Origin of the sequence: Amycolatopsis sp. NPDC006125, assembly GCF_040614195.1 — a bacterium.
Classification (GTDB): Bacteria; Actinomycetota; Actinomycetes; order Mycobacteriales; family Pseudonocardiaceae; genus Amycolatopsis_E; species Amycolatopsis_E tucumanensis.
The window spans coordinates 14,384-36,172 of sequence record NZ_JBEXTZ010000075.1 but is presented as its reverse complement, the minus strand read 5'-3'; the positions used below and the strand labels follow the sequence as shown (position 1 = coordinate 36,172).

At 71.3% G+C, this 21,789-nt stretch carries 21 protein-coding genes and 1 tRNA gene; 9 read left to right on the top strand and 13 right to left on the bottom strand.

Going from position 1 to position 21,789, the window contains the following annotated elements:
* Nucleotides 1-21: 21 nt before the first annotated feature.
* The 4 genes from ABZ193_RS30865 to ABZ193_RS30850 are packed head-to-tail and all read left to right on the top strand — an operon-like array spanning nt 22 to nt 3,674.
* A complete protein-coding gene (locus ABZ193_RS30865) occupies nt 22-1,053 on the top strand; it encodes a 2-hydroxyacid dehydrogenase (protein WP_020417051.1) in 1,032 nt (343 codons plus the stop codon).
* Nucleotides 1,050-2,498: an FGGY-family carbohydrate kinase gene (locus ABZ193_RS30860; protein ID WP_020417050.1), complete on the top strand. Its 1,449-nt coding sequence runs from the start codon at nt 1,050-1,052 to the stop codon at nt 2,496-2,498. The genes ABZ193_RS30865 and ABZ193_RS30860 overlap by 4 nt, the downstream gene beginning before the upstream one ends.
* A complete protein-coding gene (locus ABZ193_RS30855) occupies nt 2,495-3,145 on the top strand; it encodes a class II aldolase/adducin family protein (protein ID WP_237336500.1) in 651 nt (216 codons plus the stop codon). The genes ABZ193_RS30860 and ABZ193_RS30855 overlap by 4 nt, the downstream gene beginning before the upstream one ends.
* A gap of 25 nt (nt 3,146-3,170) precedes the next feature.
* On the top strand, nt 3,171-3,674 hold the full coding sequence (locus ABZ193_RS30850; protein WP_237336407.1) for a GNAT family N-acetyltransferase: 504 nt from the start codon (nt 3,171-3,173) through the stop codon (nt 3,672-3,674).
* Here ABZ193_RS30850 and ABZ193_RS30845 read toward each other — a convergent pair.
* Nucleotides 3,671-3,976 (bottom strand): hypothetical protein, encoded by a 306-nt coding sequence (locus ABZ193_RS30845; RefSeq protein ID WP_051123489.1) that lies wholly within the window; start codon nt 3,974-3,976, stop codon nt 3,671-3,673. The genes ABZ193_RS30850 and ABZ193_RS30845 overlap by 4 nt on opposite strands.
* Nucleotides 3,977-4,096: 120 nt before the next feature.
* Here ABZ193_RS30845 and ABZ193_RS30840 point away from each other — a divergent pair, with 120 nt between their 5' ends.
* Complete coding sequence (locus ABZ193_RS30840; protein ID WP_237336408.1) at nt 4,097-4,549, top strand: hypothetical protein; 453 nt, start codon at nt 4,097-4,099, stop codon at nt 4,547-4,549.
* A gap of 565 nt (nt 4,550-5,114) precedes the next feature.
* On the opposite strand, the gene ABZ193_RS30835 is transcribed toward ABZ193_RS30840, so the two are convergent.
* The 7 genes from ABZ193_RS30835 to ABZ193_RS30805 all read right to left on the bottom strand — a co-directional run bounded on the left by ABZ193_RS30835 (nt 5,115) and on the right by ABZ193_RS30805 (nt 11,512).
* The gene (locus ABZ193_RS30835; protein ID WP_237336409.1) at nt 5,115-6,548 is read right to left on the bottom strand and encodes an MBOAT family protein; all 1,434 of its coding nucleotides are present in this window, start codon (nt 6,546-6,548) and stop codon (nt 5,115-5,117) included.
* Between the two features lie 166 nt (nt 6,549-6,714).
* Nucleotides 6,715-7,671, bottom strand: coding sequence for a 23S rRNA (guanosine(2251)-2'-O)-methyltransferase RlmB (gene rlmB / locus ABZ193_RS30830; RefSeq protein WP_020417044.1), 957 nt, complete (start codon nt 7,669-7,671; stop codon nt 6,715-6,717).
* Entirely contained in the window at nt 7,672-9,063 is a 1,392-nt protein-coding gene (gene cysS / locus ABZ193_RS30825) for a cysteine--tRNA ligase (protein WP_027935722.1), read from the bottom strand.
* Between the two features lie 31 nt (nt 9,064-9,094).
* Complete coding sequence (locus tag ABZ193_RS30820; RefSeq protein ID WP_354712442.1) at nt 9,095-9,781, bottom strand: HAD family hydrolase; 687 nt, start codon at nt 9,779-9,781, stop codon at nt 9,095-9,097.
* 41 nt (nt 9,782-9,822) lie between these two features.
* The gene (ispF, locus tag ABZ193_RS30815; RefSeq protein ID WP_020417041.1) at nt 9,823-10,290 is read right to left on the bottom strand and encodes a 2-C-methyl-D-erythritol 2,4-cyclodiphosphate synthase; all 468 of its coding nucleotides are present in this window, start codon (nt 10,288-10,290) and stop codon (nt 9,823-9,825) included.
* On the bottom strand, nt 10,287-10,922 hold the full coding sequence (locus ABZ193_RS30810; protein ID WP_020417040.1) for a 2-C-methyl-D-erythritol 4-phosphate cytidylyltransferase: 636 nt from the start codon (nt 10,920-10,922) through the stop codon (nt 10,287-10,289). Before ABZ193_RS30810 ends, ispF begins: the two co-directional genes overlap by 4 nt.
* A gap of 98 nt (nt 10,923-11,020) precedes the next feature.
* Complete coding sequence (locus ABZ193_RS30805; RefSeq protein ID WP_020417039.1) at nt 11,021-11,512, bottom strand: CarD family transcriptional regulator; 492 nt, start codon at nt 11,510-11,512, stop codon at nt 11,021-11,023.
* 325 nt (nt 11,513-11,837) lie between these two features.
* On the opposite strand from ABZ193_RS30805, the gene ABZ193_RS30800 reads away from it, so the two are divergent.
* From ABZ193_RS30800 to ABZ193_RS30790, 3 genes are all read left to right on the top strand, one after another.
* The gene (locus tag ABZ193_RS30800; protein ID WP_354712441.1) at nt 11,838-12,515 is read left to right on the top strand and encodes a hypothetical protein; all 678 of its coding nucleotides are present in this window, start codon (nt 11,838-11,840) and stop codon (nt 12,513-12,515) included.
* 33 nt (nt 12,516-12,548) lie between these two features.
* The gene (gene radA, locus ABZ193_RS30795; RefSeq protein WP_237336412.1) at nt 12,549-13,907 is read left to right on the top strand and encodes a DNA repair protein RadA; all 1,359 of its coding nucleotides are present in this window, start codon (nt 12,549-12,551) and stop codon (nt 13,905-13,907) included.
* Between the two features lie 525 nt (nt 13,908-14,432).
* Nucleotides 14,433-14,606 (top strand): hypothetical protein, encoded by a 174-nt coding sequence (locus ABZ193_RS30790; protein WP_354712440.1) that lies wholly within the window; start codon nt 14,433-14,435, stop codon nt 14,604-14,606.
* A 51-nt stretch (nt 14,607-14,657) separates the two neighbouring features.
* Here ABZ193_RS30790 and otsB read toward each other — a convergent pair whose 3' ends face one another.
* The 3 genes from otsB to ABZ193_RS30775 all read right to left on the bottom strand — a co-directional run bounded on the left by otsB (nt 14,658) and on the right by ABZ193_RS30775 (nt 20,282).
* Complete coding sequence (gene otsB / locus ABZ193_RS30785; protein WP_237336414.1) at nt 14,658-17,189, bottom strand: trehalose-phosphatase; 2,532 nt, start codon at nt 17,187-17,189, stop codon at nt 14,658-14,660.
* A gap of 47 nt (nt 17,190-17,236) precedes the next feature.
* Entirely contained in the window at nt 17,237-18,679 is a 1,443-nt protein-coding gene (locus ABZ193_RS30780) for a trehalose-6-phosphate synthase (protein ID WP_017985373.1), read from the bottom strand.
* A gap of 82 nt (nt 18,680-18,761) precedes the next feature.
* Entirely contained in the window at nt 18,762-20,282 is a 1,521-nt protein-coding gene (locus tag ABZ193_RS30775) for a threonine/serine exporter family protein (protein ID WP_020417034.1), read from the bottom strand.
* A gap of 150 nt (nt 20,283-20,432) precedes the next feature.
* Here ABZ193_RS30775 and ABZ193_RS30770 point away from each other — a divergent pair.
* A tRNA-Thr gene (locus ABZ193_RS30770) sits at nt 20,433-20,505 on the top strand.
* A gap of 80 nt (nt 20,506-20,585) precedes the next feature.
* On the opposite strand, the gene ABZ193_RS30765 is transcribed toward ABZ193_RS30770, so the two are convergent.
* Entirely contained in the window at nt 20,586-21,044 is a 459-nt protein-coding gene (locus tag ABZ193_RS30765; RefSeq protein ID WP_354712439.1) for a tyrosine-type recombinase/integrase, read from the bottom strand.
* A 455-nt stretch (nt 21,045-21,499) separates the two neighbouring features.
* Nucleotides 21,500-21,775: a hypothetical protein gene (locus ABZ193_RS30760; RefSeq protein WP_255346837.1), complete on the bottom strand. Its 276-nt coding sequence runs from the start codon at nt 21,773-21,775 to the stop codon at nt 21,500-21,502.
* Between the last annotated feature and the right edge of the window lie 14 nt (nt 21,776-21,789).

Sequence of the window (21,789 nt, the reverse complement as noted above, 5' to 3'; positions counted from 1 at the left end):
CGGTTCAAGGAGGAGCCAGAAGTGCGCGTTCTCTGCGCGGGAGACGAGTTCGTCGGCAACAACCTGCTTGCCGACGCGGTCCGGGCCGAGCTGGCCACCGAGCCCGAGTTCACCGAGCTGTCGCTGCCCTGGCCGGTCGAGCCGTTCGGCCCGGTCGGCGGGGTGCACGAGGCGAGCGGCACCGAGGAGCAGGTCATCGAGGCGCTGGCCGGGGCCGAGGTCGCGGTCACCCAGATGGCGCCGTTCACCAAGAAGGTCTTCGCCGCCGCTCCCGAGCTGAAGCTCGTGTCGGTGTGCCGGGGCGGGCCGGTGAACGTCGACCTCGCCGCCGCCACCGAGGCCGGCGTGGCGGTCACCTACGCGCCGGGCCGCAACGCGACCGCCGCCGCCGAGTTCGCGATCGGCATGATCCTCGCCGCCATGCGCCGCATCTCGACGTCGTCGGCCGAGCTGCTCGGCGGCACCTGGCGCGGTGACTACTACGCCTACCCGAACGCCGGGCTCGAGCTGGAGGGCACCACCGTCGGCCTGGTCGGCTACGGCGCGATCGGCTCTCGGGTGGCCAAGGTGCTCGTCGCGTTCGGGTCGAAGGTCCTGGTCGCCGACCCGTACGCGAAGCCGGAGCAGATCGCGGCGGACGGGGCCGAGCTGGTCGAACTGGACGACCTGCTCCGCCGCAGCGCGGTGGTCAGCCTGCACGCTCGCCTGACCGACGAGACGCGCCACCTGATCAACGCCGAGCGCCTTGCCCTGCTGCCCGAGGGCGCGGTGCTGGTCAACTCCGCCCGCGGTGGCCTGCTGGACTACGCGCCGCTGCCGGACCTGCTGAAGTCCGGGCGGCTGGGCGCGCTCGCGCTGGACGTCTACGACGTCGAGCCGCCGCCCGCCGACTGGGCCCTGCGGGACGCGCCGAACGTGATCGCGACGCCGCACCTGGCGGGTGCCAGCCGCCAGACCGCCGAGCGCGCCGCGCGGATCGTCGCCGCCGAGGTGGGCCGGTACGCCCGTGGGGAGCAGCTGGCGAACGTCGCGAACCCGGAAGTGCTGCGATGATCATCGGCGTCGACATCGGTACTTCACTGACGAAGGCCGTCGTGTTCGACGAGGCCGGGGTGTCGCTGCACCAGGCCTGCACGCCGTCTGAGGTGCACCACCTGTCCGGCGGCCGGGTCGAGCAGGACCTCGACCAGGTCGTCGGCACGGTCGCGACCGTCGTGCGCGAGGTCGCGGCGAAACTGGACGCCCCGGTCACCGCGCTGGCGCTGACCGGCCAGGGCGACGGTGTGTGGCTCCGCGACGAGGACGGCAACGCGGTGCGGCCGGCCATTTCCTGGCTCGACGGCCGGGCCAACGCGCTGCTCGCCAAGTGGCAGGCCGACGGTGTGTCGCGGGAGGTGTTCCGGCGCACGGGATCGGGCATGTTCCCCGGCTGCGCGGCCGCGATCCTGTCCTACCTGGACACCCACGAACCCGAGGTGCTGGACCGGGCCGCGGTGGCCGGGTACTGCGTCGACGCCGTGGTGCAGCGGCTGACCGGTGAGATCACGGTCGACGTGTCCGACGCGTCCCTGCCGTTCCTCGACCCGAAGACCCGGCGCTACGACGAGGGCGCGATCGCCGCCGTCGGACTGTCCCACCGGCGGAACCTGCTGGCCGAACCGGCGGCGCCGAAGGCCGTGTTCAGCCTGAACCGCCGCGGCGCCGAACTCCTCGGGCTGCCCGAGGGGCTGCCGGTCACCGCCGGCCCGTTCGACCTGCCTGCCAGCGCCATCGGCGCCGGCGTTCGCGCGCCGGGAGACGGCATCCTCACCGCGGGCACCACGCTGGCCTGCCAGGTGCTCACCGACAACGCCGAGTTCGACGGCGAGGGCGAGCCGGCCGGGATGTTCCTGTCCACGCCGACCCCCGGCGAGTACCTGCACGCGATGCCGGCGATGGTCGGCACCGCGAGCATCGACTGGATCTGCCGCCTGCTGGGCATCGAGGTCACCGAGATCGGGACGCTGCTCGCGCAGAGCCCGCCCGGTGCCGCCGGGGTGCGGGCGCTGCCGTTCCTGTCCGCGTCCGGTGAGCGGGCGCCGTTCGTCGACGCGTCCGCGCGGGCGCAGTTCGCCGGGCTGAGCCTGGAGCACGGGCGGGCGGACGTGGTGCGTGCGCTGTGCGAGTCGATCGCGTACGCGGCACGGCACTGCTTCGACGCGGCCGGGTTGTCCGGCCGGTTGTACGCGTGCGGCGGCGGGGTGCGCTCCGCCGAGTGGACGCAGATCTTCGCCGACGTGCTCGGCCGCCCTATCGTGATCCCGAGCGATCCGGGTGTCGGGGCGCGGGGTGCCGTCCTGGTCGCGGCCGAGGCGCTGAACCAGCCGTTCGACGCGGAGCTGTGGGCGAGCAGTTCGCGGACCGTGTCGCCGGTACCCGAAAATGTCGAGTTCTACCAGAGCGGTTACGCGGACTACCAGGCGTCGCTGACCGCCGCGCGGGGGTTGTGGCGACTGTGATCCTGGCCGACGAACGGCGAGCGGTGTGCGAGTACGCGCGACGATTGACCGCCGACGGGCTCGTGGTGGGCACCTCCGGCAACATCTCCGCCCGCTCGGGCGAGCTGATCGCCGTGACGCCGACCGGCGTGGACTACGGCGTGCTGACGCCTGAGGACATCCCGGTGGTGGCGCTCGACGGGTCCATTGTGGAGGGCAAGCTGCGGCCCACCAGCGAGATGCCGATGCACCTGTCGGTGTACACGAAGGCGGCCGACCCGGACGGCGCGCCGATCACCGGCATCGTGCACACGCACTCGGTGCACGCGACCGCGGTGTCCACTTTGGTCGACGAAGTGCCCGCGGTGCACTACATGCTGGCCACGATCGGCCCGTCCGCGCGGGTGGCCCGCTACGCGACGTACGGCACGGAGGAGCTGGCCGAGTCGATGCTCGCCGCGCTGGAGGGCCGCCGGGGCTGCCTGCTGGGCAACCACGGAACCATCACGTACGGCGACGGTCTTGCGGCGGCGTACAGCCGGGCCGAGCAGCTGGAGTGGCTCTGCCAGGTGTGGCTGCTCGCCCGTTCGGCGGGCAACCCACGGCTGCTGCCGGCCGAGGAGATCGCCCACGTGGTGGAGAAACTGCGGGGGTACGGCCAGAAATAGGTCGCGCGAGCCGGGAGCGGTCGGCATGCTGGGCGGGGTGGAGGAGATCGTCACCCATCTCGAGATGACCAGCCCGGCCGACCTGCGCCCGGCGCCGCCCGTGCCGGGGGTCGCGGTGGAGCCCGTCCCCGCCGACTCCCCGCTGGTGCGCCCGACGACGGTGCGGATCGGCAAGCCGTACAACTGGCCGAGCTCCCGCTGGTCCGACGACGACTGGGAGTGGTACCTGTCCCGCGAGGGGCGCCACTGCGTGCTGATCCGCCACCTGGGCGAGGTCGCGGGCCTGGCGGACTACCAGTCCCACGGCGACGGCGAAGTGGAGATCACTACTTTCGGCCTGGTCCCGGAGTACGTGGGCAAGGGCATTGGCGGCTACGCGCTGACCCTGGCGGTCGAGCAGGCGTGGCAACTCACACCGGACGTCCGCCGCGTGTGGCTGCACACCTCGGACCTCGACCACCCGCACGCCCTGCCGAACTACCACCGCCGAGGCTTCCGCACGTTCCGCACCGCCCGCGGACAACGCTAACCGTCCTCCCGCCCCGGCAGCGGCTCACCGCGGAGGAAGGCCTCGTAGGCTTCGCGGGCGTCCTCTTCGACCTCCGGAAGCTCGGGGCCGTAGCGGGTGTCCGTCCGGTCGCGTTTCGGGCCGGAGAGCCAGAACAACTCGTCCGTCTCGACGTCGACGAAGTTCGCGCTCGGCAGCCCGGTCCAGCGGCGCAGCGTCCGGCCGTGGAAGTAGGCCGTCTGCCACGTCCGGGAAAACCGCACCCACCCGATCCACGACGGACCACGATCGGTGTCGAAACCGGTCTTCAGCTGAACGAACATGATCCGCTCCGGCACGGCATCCCCCTCACCCCGGTGATACTGGGAAACGTAGCGTCGAGCAGGCGAAACAGCCACCGGTTAAGTCGCGGGCAGCGTCAGAGCCAGACAAGGAGCCGGCCGATGTTCCAGAACTTCGGACTGAAACCCGCCGTCCGCGGTGGCGCCGTGCTGGGGGCTGGTGCAAGGCGCAGGCGACGGGAGTTCCTGGACTTCGTGATCGATGACCGGCCCCTGCTGTCGCTCTTCGACGGGGAGGACGTGGTTTCGGCGCTCGCCACTGATCTTCCGCCGCGTGCCCTGAGCGGAGAGGTGGACCGTCTGCTGCTCCGCGGCCCGTCCAGCCTTCCGGACGGGCGACAGGTGCTCTACTGCTGCCCAGAGTGCGGCGATCTCGGCTGCGGAGCCATCACCGCGATGATCATCCAGCAGGACGACTGCATCATCTGGCGCGACTTCCGCTGGCAGGACTCACAAGACCAGGAGCTCGAAAGCTACCCGGGCGTCGGCCCTTTCCGGTTCAGCGCGGACGAGTACCGGAACGCCCTGGAGCACGCCGCCACTCAGAGCTGGTAGTACTCGGTATGAAAGTAGTGTTGACCAGCCGAAACGGCCACTGATTAAGCCGCCAGGCCGTCACTAGGCCGTTCGGGGGACACAGGTCGTGCGCCGAAGACCTGATCGATAGCCCGGCGGGTCCGATCCTTGCTCGAAGGCATGAGGTAAGCGTGCACGTCCGCAAGGTGAAGCCCGGGTCGGAGTGGCCCAGGTACTCCGCGAGCGCCGTGATGGTCTCCCCGGCGTCAAGGCGCGCCGCCGTCGGCGGCGCGCTCGGCCCGGTGCGCTGGCAGCCACGCGAGTCCCGAGCGCGGCATAAGCCGGGCTGCCGCTCCGCTTCGCCCGGCGAGCCGCGCGGGCACGGCCTGGGTGCCGTCCCCGGCAGCTCGGCCGACAGCGGCGCGCAAGCCCACGGGAGACCGCGGCACGAGCAAGGGGCAGGACGACGGCCCGGCGCTCTCAGGCCGTCTCCAGGCCGTCAAGCGTCGGGCACGCGCGAGAATCCGTGAGAACTGTCGAGACCTGAACCAGCAGGTCAGAGGCGGTTTCGAGCTACCGGAGCCAGGTCGCCGCCGAACGGCGATCAGAACTGGTAGTACAGGAACGGGCTGAAAGTCCCGTTCGCGACCAGGATCGCGGCGTACAACGCGCCTGCCGTCATCACGCCGATCCGCAAGCCGACGGCGCCGCGGGTTCGGGCGGACTCCAGCAGCGGCCCGGTGACCGGGTTGGCAGGCACCGCGAAGATCGCCAGCGCGGCGATCAGGATGACCACCCGCTGGTTGGTCAGCGCCGCCTCGACGACGTCCGTCAGGCCGTCGAAGTCGGGGACCAGCATGTGCCCGATCATGGTGAACGCGTGCCCGATGTCGGCCGACTTGAAGAACACCCAGCCGAACACCACGAGCACCAGCGTCAGCACTCGGCGGCCCACCCTCGAGCCCACCGCGGCCGGGGTGCGGTCCCAGCCGAACCGCCGCTCGATGATCAGCAGCAGCCCGTGGTAACAACCCCACACCAGGAACGTCCAGTTCGCGCCGTGCCAGAAACCCGTCAGCACGAACACGATGCACAGGTTCCGGTACGTCTTCGCCGCGCCCGCCCGGTTGCCGCCGAGCGGGATGTACACGTAGTCGCGGAACCAGCGGCTCAGCGACATGTGCCAGCGCCGCCAGAACTCGGTCACCGTCACCGACGAGTACGGCCGCGCGAAGTTCTCCGGCAGCCGGAACCCGAGCATCCGGCCCAGCCCGATCGCCATGTCCGAGTAGCCAGAGAAGTCGAAGTACAGCTGCAGCGTGTACCCGACCGCGCCGAGCCACGCGATCGCGAACGTCATCTCGTCGCCGGGCGTCGCGAAGCACGCCTCCACCATCGGGCTCAGCGAGTCCGCGATGATCGCCTTCTTGCACAGGCCCAGCGCGAACCGCGGGAAGCCCGCGGCGATGTCGTCCAACCGGTGCGACCGGTGCTGCGGCAACTGGTCCGCGATCTCCCGGTACCGCACGATCGGCCCCGCCACCAGCTGCGGGAACATCGCGATGTAGGTCACGAACGACACCGGGTTCCGCAGCGCCCGCCGCTCACCCCGGTAGATGTCGACCACGTACGAGATGTGGTGGAACGTGAAGAACGAAATGCCGATCGGCAACGCCAGGTGCGCCACCGGGAACGAGCCGCCGAAGAGCTGGGTGAAGTAGTCGATCTGCTGTGTGGCGAACCCGGCGTACTTCCAGACCACCAGGATGCCGACGTCGAAGCAGATGACCGCGATCAGCAGCGACCGCTTCCGGCTCGACCGCGGCTCCCACGGGTTCGGTTCCAGCGCGGTGCCTGCCGCGAAGTTGACCACCATGCACGCCAGGAGCAGCAGGGTGAACGCGCCCGCGCCACTGGCGTAGAAGATCAGGCTGGCGACCGCGATGATGCCGTTCCGCCAGCTCCTCGGCAGCACCAGCACGGCGAGCAACGTCGCCGGGAGGAAGTACCAGAGGAACAGCGGTGAAGCGAACGACATCGACCTGGGGTCCCCCTGTGCAAGCGGATCAGCGCACTGACCTTAGCCGACCCGGTTGGCCCGAAGGAGTGAAACTCACCGCTTCAGCAGCGGGTGTGTGAAGTTCCCCGCTGCCCGCCACAAGAAGAAGCGGCGCCGGAGACCGGCGCCGCTCGAACAGCCACGATCAGATGCGACCCGCCACCCGACGCCGCCGCGCGACCTCCGCCAGCAGCACCGCCGCCGCGACGGACGCGTTCAGCGACTCCACCCCGGCGGCCATCGGGATCGACACCGTCTCGTCGCAGGTCTCGCGCACCAGGCGGGACAGGCCACGCCCCTCGGAGCCCACCACGACCACCAGCGGATCCGTCGCCAGCGACAGGTCGTCGATCCCGACCGAGCCGTCCGCGTCCAGGCCCGCGATCATCAGGCCCTCCTCCGCCCACAGCTTCAGCTGCCGGGTCAGGTTGGTCGCGATCGCGATCGGCATCTTCGCCGCGGTGCCGGCGCTCGTCCGCCACGCCACGGCCGTGACGCCCGCGCTGCGACGCTGCGGCAGCAGCACCCCGTGCGCCCCGAACGCCGCCGCCGAACGCACCACCGCACCCAGGTTCCGCGGGTCGGTCACGCCGTCGAGCGCCACCAGCAGCGGCGGCTCACCCGAGTTCTTCGCGATCGCCAGCAGGTCGTCCGGGTGGCTGTACTCGAACGGCGGGACCTGCAGCCCGAGCCCCTGGTGCACCGCGCGGTTGGTCTTGCGGTCCAGCTCCTCGCGCGGGATCTCCAGGATCGAGATGCCCTTGTCCGCCGCCAGCCGCACCGCTTCGGTGACCCGGTCGTCGGCGTCGATGTTCAGGGCCACGAACAGCGTGGTGCCCGGCACGCCCGCGCGCAGGGCCTCGACCACCGGGTTGCGGCCCGCGATGATCTCCGGCCCTTCGCGGCGGTCGCGGGACTTCTCGGCGCGCGCGGCAGCCGCCGCGGCACGCTTCTGCTTCGGGTGCCCGGGGCGCATCTCCGCGCGCGGCGTCGGGCCCTTGCCCTCCAGCCCGCGGCGGCGCTGACCGCCGGAGCCGACGACGGCGCCCTTCTTGGTGCCCTCTTTGCGAACCGCACCCCGGCGCTTGGAATTGCCTGCCATTTAAGCTTCTTTCACGGTCCACACCGGACCATCGGGAGTATCTTCGACCGCGATCCCCGCCTTGAGCAGGCGGTCGCGCACGGCGTCGGCCCTGGCGAAGTCACGCGTGGCGCGCGCCTCCTGGCGCTCCACGAGCATCGCCTCGACCAACTCGGCCAGTGCGGCCCTCGCCGGCGTCTCCGCCGCCGAGCTCTCCGCCCATTCCGGTGCCAGCGGGTCCAGCCCGAGCACACCCATCATCGCGCGCACCGAGCCCGCCGCCGCGCGCGCCTTGGCGTCATCGCCGGAGTCCAGTGCCGCGTTACCCTCGCGGACCAGGTTGTGCACGGCCGCGACCGCCGCCGGCGTGGACAGGTCGTCGTCCATCGCGGCGACGAACTCGGGCGCCAGCTCACCCGGCTCGACCGTGCCCGTCCGCTGCGCCGCCCGCCGCAGGAAGCCCTCGATCCGCCGGTAGCCCTGGGCCGCCTCGGACAACGCGCCGTCGGAGTACTCGATGGTCGACCGGTAGTGCGGCTGCACCAGGTAGTACCGCAGCTCGGCGGCCCGGTAGTTCCGCAGCATCGCCTCGATCGACACGACGTTGCCCAGCGACTTCGACATCTTCTCGCCGGACAGCGTCACCCACGCGTTGTGCAGCCAGAACCGCGCGAACGGGTCACCCGCCGCCTGTGACTGGGCGCGCTCGTTCTCGTGGTGCGGGAACACCAGGTCGACGCCGCCGCCGTGGATGTCGAACTCGGCGCCCAGGTAGGTGGTCGCCATCGCGGAGCACTCCAGGTGCCAGCCCGGCCGCCCGTCGCCCCACGGGGTCGGCCACGACGGCTCGCCCGGCTTGGCGCTCTTCCACAGGGTGAAGTCCCGCGGGTCGCGCTTGCCCTCGGCCAGGGTCTCGCCCTGCTGCACCTCGTCCAGCTTCTGCCGGGACAGCGCGCCGTACTCGGGGAACGTGGACACGGCGAAGTACACGTCGCCGCCTGCCGCGTAGGCGTGCCCGGCGTCGATGAGGCGCTGCATCAGCTCCACCATCTGCGTGACGTGCCCGGTCGCGCGCGGCGCGATGGACGGCGGCAGGCAGCCGAGGACCGTGTAGGCCTCCTCGAACGCCCGTTCGTGCGTCGCCGCCCACTCCCACCACGGCCGTCCGGCGTCGGCGGCCTTGGTGAGGATCTTGTCGTCGATGTCCGTGACGTTCCGCACGAACAACACGTCCAGTCCACTGTGGATCAGCCAGCGGCGCAGGACGTCGTAGTTCAGGGCGCCGCGGACGTGCCCGATGTGCGGAATGCCCTGCACGGTGGCCCCACACACGTACATGGACGCCGTTCCGCTACGGGCGGGGTGGAACTCCCGCACGCTCCTGCTCGCGGTGTCGTACAGATGAAGGGCCACCCTGAAATGGTACGGGTCACCTTGACGCCGCTCAGAGCACCCCGTGCGTGCGCAGGGCCGTGAGCAGGCCGTCCGGGCGTTCGGCGGTCGGCAGCGGGTCGACGAGGGCGAACGCGCAGCCGAGCGCCTTCGCCCCGCCGTCGGCCTCCTCGCTGTCGCCGACCATGAGCGTGTTCTCCGGCGCGACCCCGAGCTTGTCGATCAGCAGCCGGAACACCTCGGGCTGCGGCTTGATGTAGCCCTCCTCGAAGGAGAGCAGGAACTCGTCGACGAAGTCGGTGTAGCCGCGCATCGCGAACGCGGGCCGGATGTCGAAGGCGATGTTGCTCAGCACGCCGACCTTGACGCCCTTGGCGGCGGTGTCCTTCAGCGCGGCCTCGGTGTCCGGGTACGGCGTCCACTCCGCGGGGTCGATCAGGCGGTTGTAGAGCGCCTGGGCCTGGTGGGCGTGCGCGACGCCGGACTTGCGCAGCACCTCGAGGTAGATCTTGCGGTGCAGCGCCGGGTCGAGGTCCCGGTTCTCCCACGCGTGCTGGTACTCCTCGGAGAGCTCGACGACCTGCCCGGTCGGGGCGGTCATGCGGCGCATCAGCTCGGTCTGCGCCTCGACGTCGAGCGGGGCGCCGTCGGGGGTCGTGAGGTCGGACAGCCAGCTGGAGTTCTGCTCGAGCCGGAAGAGGGTGCCGGAGAAGTCGAACATCACCGCCTGAATCGTCACAGAACACAGGCTACCGGGGATGACCTCGGGATTCGTGTGACTTATTCCGCCGGCAGCAGCAGCGCGGTGGCGACCGCGGCGATGCCCTCGCCGCGGCCGGTCAGGCCGAGCCCGTCGGTGGTGGTGCCGCTGACGCTGACCGCGCCGCCCGCGGCCTTGCTCAGGACGTCCTGGGCCTCTTCACGCCGCTTGCCGATGCGTGGCGCGTTGCCGATGACCTGCACCGACGCGTTGCCGAGCCGCCAGCCTTGGGCCTCGACGAGCCGGCGCGCCTCGGCCACGAACTCGGCGCCGTGCGCGCCTGCCCAGCGGGGGTCGCTGGTGCCGAACACCGCGCCCAGGTCGCCGAGCCCGGCGGCGGACAGCATCGCGTCGCACAGCGCGTGGGCGGCCACGTCGCCGTCGGAGTGGCCGGCGCAGCCGTCGGCGCCCTCCCACAGCAGCCCGGCGATCCAGCACTCGCGGCCAGCCTCGATCGGATGGACGTCGACCCCGGTCCCGACCCTCAACCCTGCTCCTCGAGTAGTGCTTCCGCGACGGCCACGTCGAAGGCCGTGGTGAGCCGGAGCGCGGTGGGGTGCCCGGCCACGGTGCGCACGCTACCGGGCAGGTCCGACAGCGGGTCCGCGCCGCGTGCGCAGAGTTCGCGGAGCACTTCGGGGCGGTAGCCGACGGGGGTCTGCACGACACGCAGGTGGTCGCGGTCCGAGGTGGCGGCGATCACGTCGCCGGAAACGAGTTTGACGGTGTCGGTCACGGGTAGGACCGGGATGATCGCCTCTGCCCCGGCGAACACCGCCTCGGCCACCGCGCGGACGGTGGCGGGAGGCACGAACGGACGCGCGACGTCGTGCACGAGCACGACATCGGATTCCCCGGTGGCCTCGACGGCCGCCCGAACGGATTCGGCGCGCTCAGGACCACAGGCCAGTACCCGGCACCGGGAACCGGCGCCGGGTACTGCCCGTATGATCAATTCACAATCCCCGAGCACGGGTTTGGGAACCGCCACCGCCAGGCGGTCCGCGCATCCGGACTCCAGCAGGCCGTCCACGGCGTGCCGCAACAGCGGCGCACCGCGCACGAGCGCGCACGGGTCCGGCCCCTCGGGGTCGGCGATGAGGACTGCCGCGACCTTCATCGCCGGGGTCTCACTTCGCGGGACGAGCTGTGTCTCATGAGGCACACGCAGTAGATGAGCACGTCTGCCCGGCTCATCTCGCGAGGTCAGCCTGTGCTCTAGACGGCCGCTGTCTCCAGGACCTCGTCGAGCAGCGTCTCCGCCTTGCCCTCGTCGGTGCCCTCCGCCAGGGCGAGCTCACTGACCAGTATCTGCCGCGCCTTGGCCAGCATGCGCTTCTCGCCGGCGGACAGGCCGCGGTCCTTCTCGCGCCGCCAGAGGTCGCGCACCACTTCGGCCACCTTGTTCACATCGCCCGAGGCGAGCTTCTCGAGGTTGGCCTTGTACCGACGAGACCAGTTCGTGGGCTCCTCGGTGTGCGGCGCTCGCAGCACGTCGAAAACCCGGTTCAGGCCATCCTGGCCCACGACGTCCCGCACGCCGACGATCTCGGCGTTGTCAGCGGGCACGCGAACCGTGAGGTCCCCTTGCGCGACTTTGAGGACGAGGTACTGCTTCTCCTCGCCCTTGATCACGCGGGTCTCGATCGCTTCGATGAGTGCGGCACCGTGGTGCGGGTAGACGACGGTCTCTCCGACCTTGAAAACCATGTGTCCTCTGCCCCTTTCGCTGCCTCCATCCTAGCACGCGGCGAGGGGGCCCACCTAGCGGGCCGAGATCGTCGTCGCAGGTCAGGGGCCATCCGGGGGGTTGACAAACCGATAAAGTGCATGCTCATGCAGGTGGTGGGGAACCCTGTCGACATTGATTGTCTGATCCATTGTGGACGGTTTCCGGCCCCCGCGGCGCACCCTCGGTGGCGGGCTTTCCGGCCATAGCTAGGCCCCTCCCGCCGGCCCACCACCACCCTCAACGGAGCCGCTTCGCGGCGCAGATAGGATCGGGCTGCCACTGGCTTTAGGAGGGACTGAGACCGTGAGGCTGCAGAAACGTCGTGTGGTCGGCGCGAGCGTGGTCGCCGTGGGTGCCGCCCTGGCTCTGGCCGGGTGCGGGGCCGGGCAGATCACCCAGACCAACACCATGCTGCCCGCGGTCAACGGCGCCATGGCCCAGGCGGGCAAGCTCGTCCTGCGGGACGCCGGCCTGGTGAACCGCAACGACTGCCAGCAGGCCTACGCGTCCGGGTCGAGTGCCCCGCTGACGCTGGTGATCGCCAACGACGGCACCGCCGACGACGAGCTGGTCTCCGTGAGCAGCGCGAACGCGGCGAGCGCCACCGTCGAGGGCCAGAAGGCCATCGTCGCGGGCAGCAAGCTCCTGATCGGCCCGGCCAACGAGGGCGAGTCCGTGCAGCAGCCGGAGTCCAGCTCCGCGGCGCCGAGCTCGACCCAGACCTCGCCCACTTCGTCGGCCTCGCCCACCTCGTCGGCGTCCGCGTCGCCGACCGCGGGCCCCACCGGGCAGCCGACCCGGATCGGTCACGCCGAGGTCGTCCTGCAGGGCATCAAGCAGGTCGTGTGGCCCGGCCAGACCATCCCGGTCACCTTCACCTTCCGCGACGCCGGCCCGGTCACCGTGCAGCTGCCGATCCAGGCGCCCACGGTCGAGCTGAGCTGCCAGCCGTCCGGCGAGGCGGAAGCCGGCGGTCACTAGAACTGTCGGTGGTGCCAGCTAGCGTGACCGACCATGGTCAAGAAGGGCACCAGCTACCGCTGCGGTGAGTGCGGGTACGAGACCGCCAAGTGGGTCGGCCGCTGCCCGGAGTGCCAGGCGTGGGGAACCATCGAGGAGCGCGGTGACGCGCGCCCGGCGATAGCCCGCGTGGCGGCCGGCGCGCCCAGCGCCCCGGCGCGGCCGATCGGCCAGGTCGACATCGAGGCCGCTCGCGCCCGCACCACGGGCGTCGGCGAGCTGGACCGCGTGCTCGGCGGCGGGCTGGTGCCCGGCGCGGTCGTGCTGCTGGCCGGCGAGCCGGGCGTGGGCAAGTCCACCCTCCTGCTCGAGGTGGCCTACCAGTGGGCCCGCGGCGGGTCCGGGCCCGCGCTGTACGTCACCGGCGAGGAGTCCGCGGGGCAGGTGCGGCTGCGCGCCGAGCGGACGAAGAACGTGCACGAGGGCGTGTTCCTGGCGGCGGAAAGCGATCTTTCGGCGATCCTCGGGCACGTCGACGCGGTCAAGCCGGGTGTGCTGATCGTCGACTCGGTGCAGACGATGGCCTCGCCGCAGGTGGAGGGCGCGCCGGGCGGTGTGACGCAGGTCCGGGCGGTCACGGCCGGCCTGGTGGCGCTGGCGAAGGAGCGCGGGCTGCCGGTCGTGCTCGTGGGGCACGTCACGAAGGACGGCTCGGTCGCCGGGCCGCGTGTGCTGGAGCACCTGGTCGACGTGGTGCTGCACTTCGAGGGCGACCGGCACTCCACGCTGCGGATGGTGCGCGGGGTGAAGAACCGGTTCGGGCCCGCGGACGAGATCGGGTGCTTCGAGCTGCGTGAGGACGGCATCGTCGGGGTGCCGGACCCGTCCGGGCTGTTCCTGAACCGGCGGGAGGACGCGGTGCCGGGCACCGCGGTGACGGTCACGGTCGAGGGCAAGCGGCCGCTGCTGTGCGAGGTGCAGGCGCTCGTGTCGAGCGCGGGCGCGCCGCAGCCCAGGCGGGCCGTGAGCGGCCTGGACTCCGCGCGGGTGGCGATGATCCTCGCCGTGCTGGAGAAGCGCGGCGGGATCAAGCTGGGCGACCGGGACGTCTACTCGGCGACGGTCGGCGGGATGAAGGTCACCGAGCCGGCGGTGGACCTGTCGGTGTTGCTGGCGCTGTGGTCGTCGGTGCGGGACGTCGCGTTGTCGCCGCGGCTGGTGGTCGTCGGCGAGGTCGGGCTCGCCGGGGAGGTCCGCCGGGTGACCGGCGCCGGGCGGCGGCTGGCGGAAGCCGCCCGGATGGGGTTCACGCACGCGCTGGTGCCGCCCGACCCGGGCAAGCTGCCGGACGGGATACGGGTGCTGGAGGTCGACTCGGTGGCGGCGGCCCTGCACGCGGCCAACTACGCCTGACGGAGCCTGCCCGGCGTCGGCGCGCGCCGCGATGGTGTTCCCATGAGCGCAACGACCTGGACCGGGATGGGCCCCTTCGAAGACCGGCGCCCTCGCCGTCACCGACACCCGCGGCCGGTCGCGGCGGTCGGCGGACTACTCCGTCGAGGCGTGCGTCCGCGACGTCGACGCCGTCCTCGACGCGACCGGTGTGGAGCGGCCGACCCTCGTCGGCTGGTCCGACGGCGCACTGGGCGGCCCGCAACCCGGAGCGCGTCGCCGGTGTGGTCGTGGTGGACGGCGCGTTGCCCTACGGCCTGACCGGCGAAGAGGGCCAGCAGCGGATCCAGCAGCTGTTCCACCGCATGCGGTTCCTGCTGCCCCTGGCACGCCCGTTCGGGATGGCCGCGCGGATGTCCGCCGAGCAGCACGCCGAGGTCGACATCGAGTTGAACGAGATCGCCGCGGCTCTCGCGCCGGTGCTGGAGAGCGTGTCCTGCCCGATTCGGCTACGTCCTGGCCACCGGGTCGAATCTCGGCGGCGGCGTGGAGGAGATGGAGGCGTCGCGGGCCTCGCTCGAACCGGTGCTCGCCCGCAACCCGAACCTGCGGATCAGCGCGAAGGTCGCCAGCAACCACTCGAAGATTCTGCAGAAGGACTTCCGGGCCGTCGCCGAGGCCGTGCGCGAGGTCGCGGCGGCCGACCGGGTGGCCCGTTGAGATGCGAACGGCCCCTCCGGACGTGCCGGAGGGGCCGTTCGCGCAGTCGGATCAGGCGCCGGACAGCAGCTTGGCGCAGCGGATCAGCCCGAGGTGCGAGTACGCCTGCGGGTGGTTGCCCAGCGAGCGCTCCGCCACCGGGTCGTACTGCTCGGGCAGCAGACCCGTCGGGCCCGCCGCGTCGACCAGCTGCTCGAACAGCTCCTCCGCCTCGGTGCGGCGGCCGGTCAGCAGGTACGCCTCGATCAGCCACGCGGCGCACAGGTGGAACCCGCCCTCGCCGCCGGGCAGGCCGTCGTCGCGGCGGTAGCGGTACACCGTGGAACCGCTGCGCAGCTCGGCCTCGATCGCGGTCACCGTGTGCTGGAACCGCTCGTCCGACGGGTCGATCAGCCCGGCCAGCCCGACGAACAGCGAAGCCGCGTCCAGGTCGGTGCCGTCGTAGGCCGTGGTGAACGCCTGGACCTCGTCGTTCCAGCCGTGGGTCAGCACGTCGGTGGCGATCTCCTCGCGCAGGTCGTGCCACCCGGCCGGGATCTCGCGCCCATACACCTCGCCGAGCTTGATGGCGCGGTCGACGGTCACCCAGCACATGACACGCGAGTACACCCGGTGGCGCGGCACGTGCCGCTCCTCCCAGATGCCGTGGTCGGGCTCCGACCAGCGCCGCGTGACGGCCTCGGCCATCGCGCGCACCAGCTGCCAGTCCTCGTCCCGCAGCTCGCCGCGCACCTGCGCCAGCTCGGCCACCAGCTCGACGACCGGGCCGAACACGTCCAGCTGCACCTGGTGGTTCGCCAGGTTGCCGACGCGCACCGGCCGCGAACCCGCGTAGCCGGGCAGCGAGTCGATCACGGCCTCGGCGCCCAGCTGGGTGCCGTTGATCGTGTACAGCGGGTGCAGCCGCTCCGGGCCGGCCAGCGTCGACAGCACGCCGTGCAGCCACCGCAGGTAGCCCTCGGCCTCGGCCAGCGAGCCCAGCCCGACCAGCTCCCGGACGGTGAACGCCGCGTCGCGGATCCAGCAGTAGCGGTAGTCCCAGTTCCGCACGCCGCCGATCTCCTCCGGCAGCGACGTCGTGGCCGCCGCGAGCACCGCGCCGGTGTCGGCGTTGCACAGCCCGCGCAGCGTCAGCGCCGAGCGCGCGACCAGCTCCGGCTCCACGTTCGGCAGCTTCAGCGTGGTCGCCCAGTCGCTCCAGTAGGCGCCCGCCCGCGCCCGCCGCTCCGGTTCGGACAGTTCGTGCGCGGTCAGGTCGGTGGTGCCGCACCGCAGTTCGAGCACGACCGGCTCGTCCTGGGTGGGCTGGACCAGCGCGGTCGCGGTGTCGTGCAGGCCGTCGGAGGTGATCTCCCACGCCACGCCCGGCGAGCGCAGCACGATCGGCTCCGACGTGCCCAGCACGCGCAGGCCCTCGGGGTCGGGCACCAGCCGGACCGGGACACCGCCGAACTCCGGCCGCGGCGCGAACACCACGGACGCGGCGGCGGTCCCGGAGACCACGCGCACCAGGTCGGTGCGGTGCGGCGGGCCCTCCGGCTCCAGGTAGTCCGTCACCAGCAGCCGTGACCAGCGGGTCTCCACCGTCATCGTGTTCGGCAGGTACCGCTGGCCCAGCGGCAGGCCGTTGTGGTGCGGCTTGATCGAGAAGTGGCCCGCGCTGGTGCCGCCGAGCAGGTCGGCGAACACCGCGGGCGCGTCCGGGCCGGGGTGGCACATCCAGGTCAGCCGGGCGTCCGGCGTGACCAGGGCGACCGCGCGCTCGTTGGACAGCATCGACAGCCGCTCGATCGGCGGCGCCTGCTCGCCGTAGAGCCAGTTGCGGCGCTCCTCCAGCATGAACGCCAGAACCGTGGCGACGTCCTCGGTGCCGGGCACGCGGTAGGCGGCCAGGGTCTCCCCGTCGCCGACCTTGACGCCGACGTCGGGGCCGGACAGCCGCGCGAACGCCTTCTCGTCGGTGACGTCGTCACCGAGGAAGATCGCCGCGGTGGCGCCGACCTGGTGGCGCAGGGTGTCCAGCGCGCGGCCCTTGTCGGTCTGCACGACGGCGAGCTCGACGACCTCCTTGCCGTCGGTGGTCGTCACGCCCTCCCAGGTGCACGGTCCACTGTGGACCTCGTCGAGCACGCGGCGGGCGGCCTCGCGGTCGGCGCGGCGGACGTGCACGGCGATGCTGGCCGGCTTGACCTCCAGGCTCACGCCCGGCACGTCACCGGCGATGCGCTCCAGCTCCTGCTCGACCCTGCGGTGCAGGTCGCGGGCCTGGGCGTCGAGCTCGTGCACGAAGCCGATGTCGAATTCGGAACCGTGGCTGCCGACCAGGTGCACCTCGTGCGGCAGTCGCGACAGGATGGCGAGGTCGCGCAGCGCGCGGCCGGAGATGACCGCGGTGGTCGTCTCGTGCAGCCCGGCCAGCGAGCGCAGCGCGCCCACCGACTCGGGCAGCGGGCGCGCCTCGTCCGGGTTGGTCACGATCGGAGCCAAGGTCCCGTCGTAGTCGCAAGCGACCAGCAATCGCGGCGTGCGAGCGATCTGCACGATCGCACGGCGCAGCTCAGCGGGCAGGGACTCGGCGGTCACCACTCCTCCTTAAGGAGCTCAAAAGCTTGTTGCTGCAGGTGGGCCACTCAGGCGGCCGGTTCGGACCCGAGTGCCTCGAGGAACGACCGTGCCCACCTGTCGACGTCGTGGGTGAGGACCTGACGCCGCAACGCGCGCATCCGGCGTCTGCCCTCGGCAGGGTCGAGCGTAATGGCCGCCTCCAACGCGTTCTTAACCCCGTCGAGATCATGCGGGTTGACGAGAAAAGCGCTGGTCAGCTCGGCGGCGGCGCCGGCGAACTCGGACAGCACCAGCGAGCCGCCGAGATCGTGACGGCACGCGACGTACTCCTTGCAGACGAGATTCATCCCATCGCGTAGTGGGGTGACGACCATGACGTCGGCCGCACTGTAGAACGCGGCCAGCTCCTTGCGGTCGACCGACTGGTGCAGGTAGTGCACCACCGGGTGACCGACGCGGGCGAACTCGCCGTTGATGCGGCCCACCATCTGCTCGATCTCGGTGCGCATCCGCTGGTAGTGCTCGACGCGTTCCCGGCTCGGGGTGGCCAGCTGGACGAAGGTGACGTCCTCGGGCTGGACCCGGCCCTCCTGGAGCAGCTCGTGCAGCGCCTGCAGCCGCAGGTCGATGCCCTTGGTGTAGTCCAGGCGGTCGACCCCGAGCAGGACGGTCTTCGGGTTGCCCAGGTCGCGGCGGATCTGCGCGGCCCGCTCCGCGACCTCCTTCGTGCGGGCGAGGGTGTCCAGGCCGGCCGCGTCGATCGAGATCGGGAACGCGCCGACCCGGACCGTGCGGTTGCCGACCTGCATCATGCCCGGCCGGGACCGCACGCCGACCGCGCCGCGGCTGGGCTCCAGCCCGAGCAGCGTGCGGGCCAGCCACAGGAAGTTCTGCGCGCCGCCGGGCCGGTGGAACCCGACCAGGTCGGCGCCGATCAGGCCGCGCACGATCTCCGCGCGCCACGGCAGCTGCATGAACAGCTCGACCGGCGGGAACGGGATGTGCAGGAAGAAGCCGATGCGCAGGTCGGGGCGCAGCTCGCGGAGCATGCTCGGCACCAGCTGCAGCTGGTAGTCCTGCACCCACACGGTGGCGCCCTCGGCCGAGACCTGCGCGCTGGCCTCGGCGAAGCGGCGGTTGACCTGGACGTAGCTCTCCCACCAGCCGCGGTCGAACACCGGCGGCGCGACCACGTCGTGGTAGAGCGGCCACAGCGTGGCGTTGGAGAAGCCCTCGTAGTAGTCGCGGACCTCTTCGGTGGACAGGGAGACGGGGTAGAGGACCATGCCCTCGTCGCTGAACGGGTCGACGTCGACGCCCGGCACGCCCGGCCAGCCCACCCAGGCGCCCTTGCGCGAACGCAGGAACGGCTCCAGCGCCGACACCAAGCCGCCCGGACTCGCGGTCCAGCGCTGGTTGCCGTCGGCCGTCCGTTCGAGGTCGACGGGCAGCCGGTTGGCGACCACGACGAAGTCCGCCGAAGCCGTGCCGATCCCTGGTTCGCTCACGTGGCCATGCTCCCTTGTCGTCCGCTCGAACACTATCTCGCGACGGCGAACCAAGATCCACCGCGCGGTGGCCCACCAGCGGCTACTCCAGTCGCCGATCGGTCGTCCGCAGCGGACCCGCCATCCGGGGGCCGGCGAGCTTCCGTTCGAGCCGGCCGAGACCGGTCCGGACCGGCTGCGCGAGGTACTCCCCGAGTACCACGCCGGCGGCCAGCGCAAGCCCGATCGCCGCGGCTTTGATCAGCGTGGAGAGGTTGCCGTTGCTCTGCGTGGCCAGCTCATATAGGCCACGGTACGTCGACAGACCGGGCAGCAGGGGCGTGATTCCCGACACCGCCACGACCAGCGGCGTCACCTTCAGGCGGCGGGCCAGAACGCCGCCGGAGAAGCCGATCACGACGGCCGCGACGGCGGAGGAGGTGATGACGTCGAACCGGCCGACGATCACCAGCGCGCCGTAGACACCGGCGCCGATCGCGCCCGCGGCGGCGGCCACGAGCATCGACCGCAACGTCGAGTAGGAGGCGACGGCGAAGCAGGCGGCCGCGGCCGCGCCCGCCGGCACGATCACCAGCAGGCTGTCGGCGGTCTGCGCGGGCAGCACGGGTTCGGCCGGGGTGAAGCCGAGCGCCTTGGCGATGTTCAGCGCGAGGGCGACGCCGGTGATCAGGCCCGCGGACATGAGGATCGTTTCCATCGTGCGGCCCGCGGCGGTGACGTTGTAGCCGGTGATGGCGTCCTGCACCGCGGACACGGTGGACAGACCGGAGAGGAGCACGGTGATCGCCGCGGCGGCGACCAGCGTGGAGAACCGGGTCGGGACGAGGCCGGTGTTGACGGCGAAGGTGGCCAGCCCCGTCGCGACCAGCCCGCCGACGGCCTGCTGGAAGAAGAACGGCAGCGCGACGCGGTTGAGGAGGCGCCCGAGCCGGTCGATGAGGGCGGAGATGATCAGCGCGCCGACCGCGACGTCCAGGGTGCCGCTGAGCAGCAGGGTGATGAAGAAGGCCATGCCGCCCCAGGCCAGCGTGGCGAACCAGCGCGGGTAGGGGTGCGGCGCGGTGGTGATCTTGTGCAGCTCGGTGTAGGCCTCTTCCGCGCTGAGGTTGCCGCGCAGGATCTGCTGGACCAGCATCTCCGTCTGCGAGAGGCGGGTGTAGTCGAGGCTGCGCGAGCGGACGACGCGCAGGGCCGTGATCGGGTTCGCGTCGGTGCCCCGGTGGCAGGTGACGGTGATGGACGTGAAGATGACGTCCACCTCGCAGTGCGGGAGACCGAAGGCCGCGGTGAGGGACAGGATGGTGGCGGTCACGTCGGAGGCGCCGGCGCCGCTGGCCATCTGCACCTCGCCGACCCGGAGGACCAGGTCGAGGACGAAGTTGACCGTCGCCTCGTCCGGCAGGGCGGGACCGAGTTCGGTGGTCGCGTCAGGCGCCGGCTGCTCGCCGGTCGGCGCTTCCAGGATGTGCCAGGCCCGGCGACGCGGCTCGGTCGCCCGCCGCCGCCGGTTCGCCTTCTCGACGCCCGGGTCCTCCGGCGCTTCGAGGATGTGCCAGCCGCGCCTGCGGGTCACCGGGCCCCGGACGCGCTGGGTGCTGTTCATACGGCCGTCACCTCCTTGATTGGCCTCCCGGGTGCCCATCGCCTGGATCACGCCGGTCGTTGCAAAGGGGCAACCGTGGCGTGCGCCACTTCGCCGATCATCCACGAATCCGGGGGGCCCGGCAGCGGTTGCTAGGATGACCCCGATCAGGCCGACTTAGCTCAGCTGGTAGAGCAGCTGTCTTGTAAACAGCAGGTCAGGGGTTCGAGCCCCCTAGTCGGCTCTTCGCGCGGGCCGGGGTGTTCCCTGTGGTGGGAAACACCCTGGTCAGGGCTCGTTTCAGTTTCCGTCTCAGTTGGTCGTTCAGGCCGGTACCGAAGCGGCTGTCGGTTCGTCGCCGTCACCGTCGTCGGGGCCTGTCCAGAGCAGTCCGCCGAGCTGCGTCGCGATGCTCTGCCGTAGCTCGTCGGGCACGTGCTGGTACCGCTGGGCCATGTCGATCTTGGACCAGCCCATCACGTCCATAACCGCCCGCTGCGCGACGCCGAGCACGAGCAGGAACGTCGCGGCGGTGTGCCGGGCGTCATGGAGCCGCGCCTCGCGCACCCCGGCCGCCTTCAGGACGTCCTTCCACTCGCCGTAGTCGGCTCGCGGGTCGGTCGGCCGGCCAGTTGGCTGGGCGAACATCCACCCGTCGTCCTGCCAGACGTCGGCCGCTCGCTGCCGCTCTGCGTCCTGGACCTTCCGGTGTTCGAGCAGCGCGAGCACCAGCGGCGGCGGCACGCTCAGCACGCGTCGACCGGCCCGGGACTTGGGTTCCACGACGACGAGGCCGCCACTGTGTCGTGCCGGGCAGTCAGCGCCCCGCTTACGACCACACTTCTTGTCCGGGTCGCAGCCGTGCTGCCACGTCTGCCGTTGCAACGCTCGCCGGACGGTGAGCATTCCCGTGACCTGGGCAAACGGGCAGTCTTCCGGACGCTTCTTCCCGCACGGCTCCGCCACCCCACACCCGTGGTGCCACTGGCCTTGAGGTCGGTCCACTTGAGGCCGATCGCCTCGCCCTGCCGCAGTCCCAGCGCGAGGGCGATGGCCCAGCGCACGCCGTTTCGCCGGTCATGGGCAACGTGGAGGATTGCCCGCGCGTCGTCCACGGTCAGAGGCTCGATCTCGGTCTCTTCGATCTTCGGTGACCGCACGGCGCGGATCGGATTGCGCGTGATCCGGTTCCGTCGCTCGGCTTCGTTGAGGGACGCGCGCAGAGCGATGTGGACCTGTTACAGGGTTGCCGACTTGGCGCCTTCATTCCGCAGGCGCGCATAGAACCGTTCGATGTGTTCGGATTCGAGCCGCGTCAGCTTGTGCGTGCCGATCCCCGGGACGATGTACTTGTCGACCGCAGTCCAGTAGTAGCTGCGGGTCTTGTAGCGGACGTTCGGCACGGCGATCGTTTCGTACCAGTGCATCACCCACTTCTCGACCGTCCATTCCTGGCCGGGCCTCCGGACCGTGCCCGCGTCGCGCTCTCGTTCGAGTTTCCGGACCTTTTTGATGACCTCGGTTTCCG

Excerpts from the sequence above, each read along its gene's own strand:
- radA (WP_237336412.1), top strand. The coding sequence starts at position 12,549 with ATGGTCAAGAAGGGCACCAGCTACCGCTGCGGTGAGTGCGGGTACGAG.
- ABZ193_RS30850 (WP_237336407.1), top strand. The coding sequence starts at position 3,171 with ATGCTGGGCGGGGTGGAGGAGATCGTCACCCATCTCGAGATGACCAGC.
- ABZ193_RS30845 (WP_051123489.1), bottom strand. The coding sequence starts at position 3,976 with ATGTTCGTTCAGCTGAAGACCGGTTTCGACACCGATCGTGGTCCGTCG.
- rlmB (WP_020417044.1), bottom strand. The coding sequence starts at position 7,671 with ATGGCAGGCAATTCCAAGCGCCGGGGTGCGGTTCGCAAAGAGGGCACC.
- ABZ193_RS30860 (WP_020417050.1), top strand. The coding sequence starts at position 1,050 with ATGATCATCGGCGTCGACATCGGTACTTCACTGACGAAGGCCGTCGTG.
- ABZ193_RS30775 (WP_020417034.1), bottom strand. The coding sequence starts at position 20,282 with ATGAACAGCACCCAGCGCGTCCGGGGCCCGGTGACCCGCAGGCGCGGC.
- ABZ193_RS30805 (WP_020417039.1), bottom strand. The coding sequence starts at position 11,512 with ATGGTTTTCAAGGTCGGAGAGACCGTCGTCTACCCGCACCACGGTGCC.
- ABZ193_RS30835 (WP_237336409.1), bottom strand. The coding sequence starts at position 6,548 with ATGTCGTTCGCTTCACCGCTGTTCCTCTGGTACTTCCTCCCGGCGACG.
- ABZ193_RS30810 (WP_020417040.1), bottom strand. The coding sequence starts at position 10,922 with ATGAAGGTCGCGGCAGTCCTCATCGCCGACCCCGAGGGGCCGGACCCG.
- ABZ193_RS30840 (WP_237336408.1), top strand. The coding sequence starts at position 4,097 with ATGTTCCAGAACTTCGGACTGAAACCCGCCGTCCGCGGTGGCGCCGTG.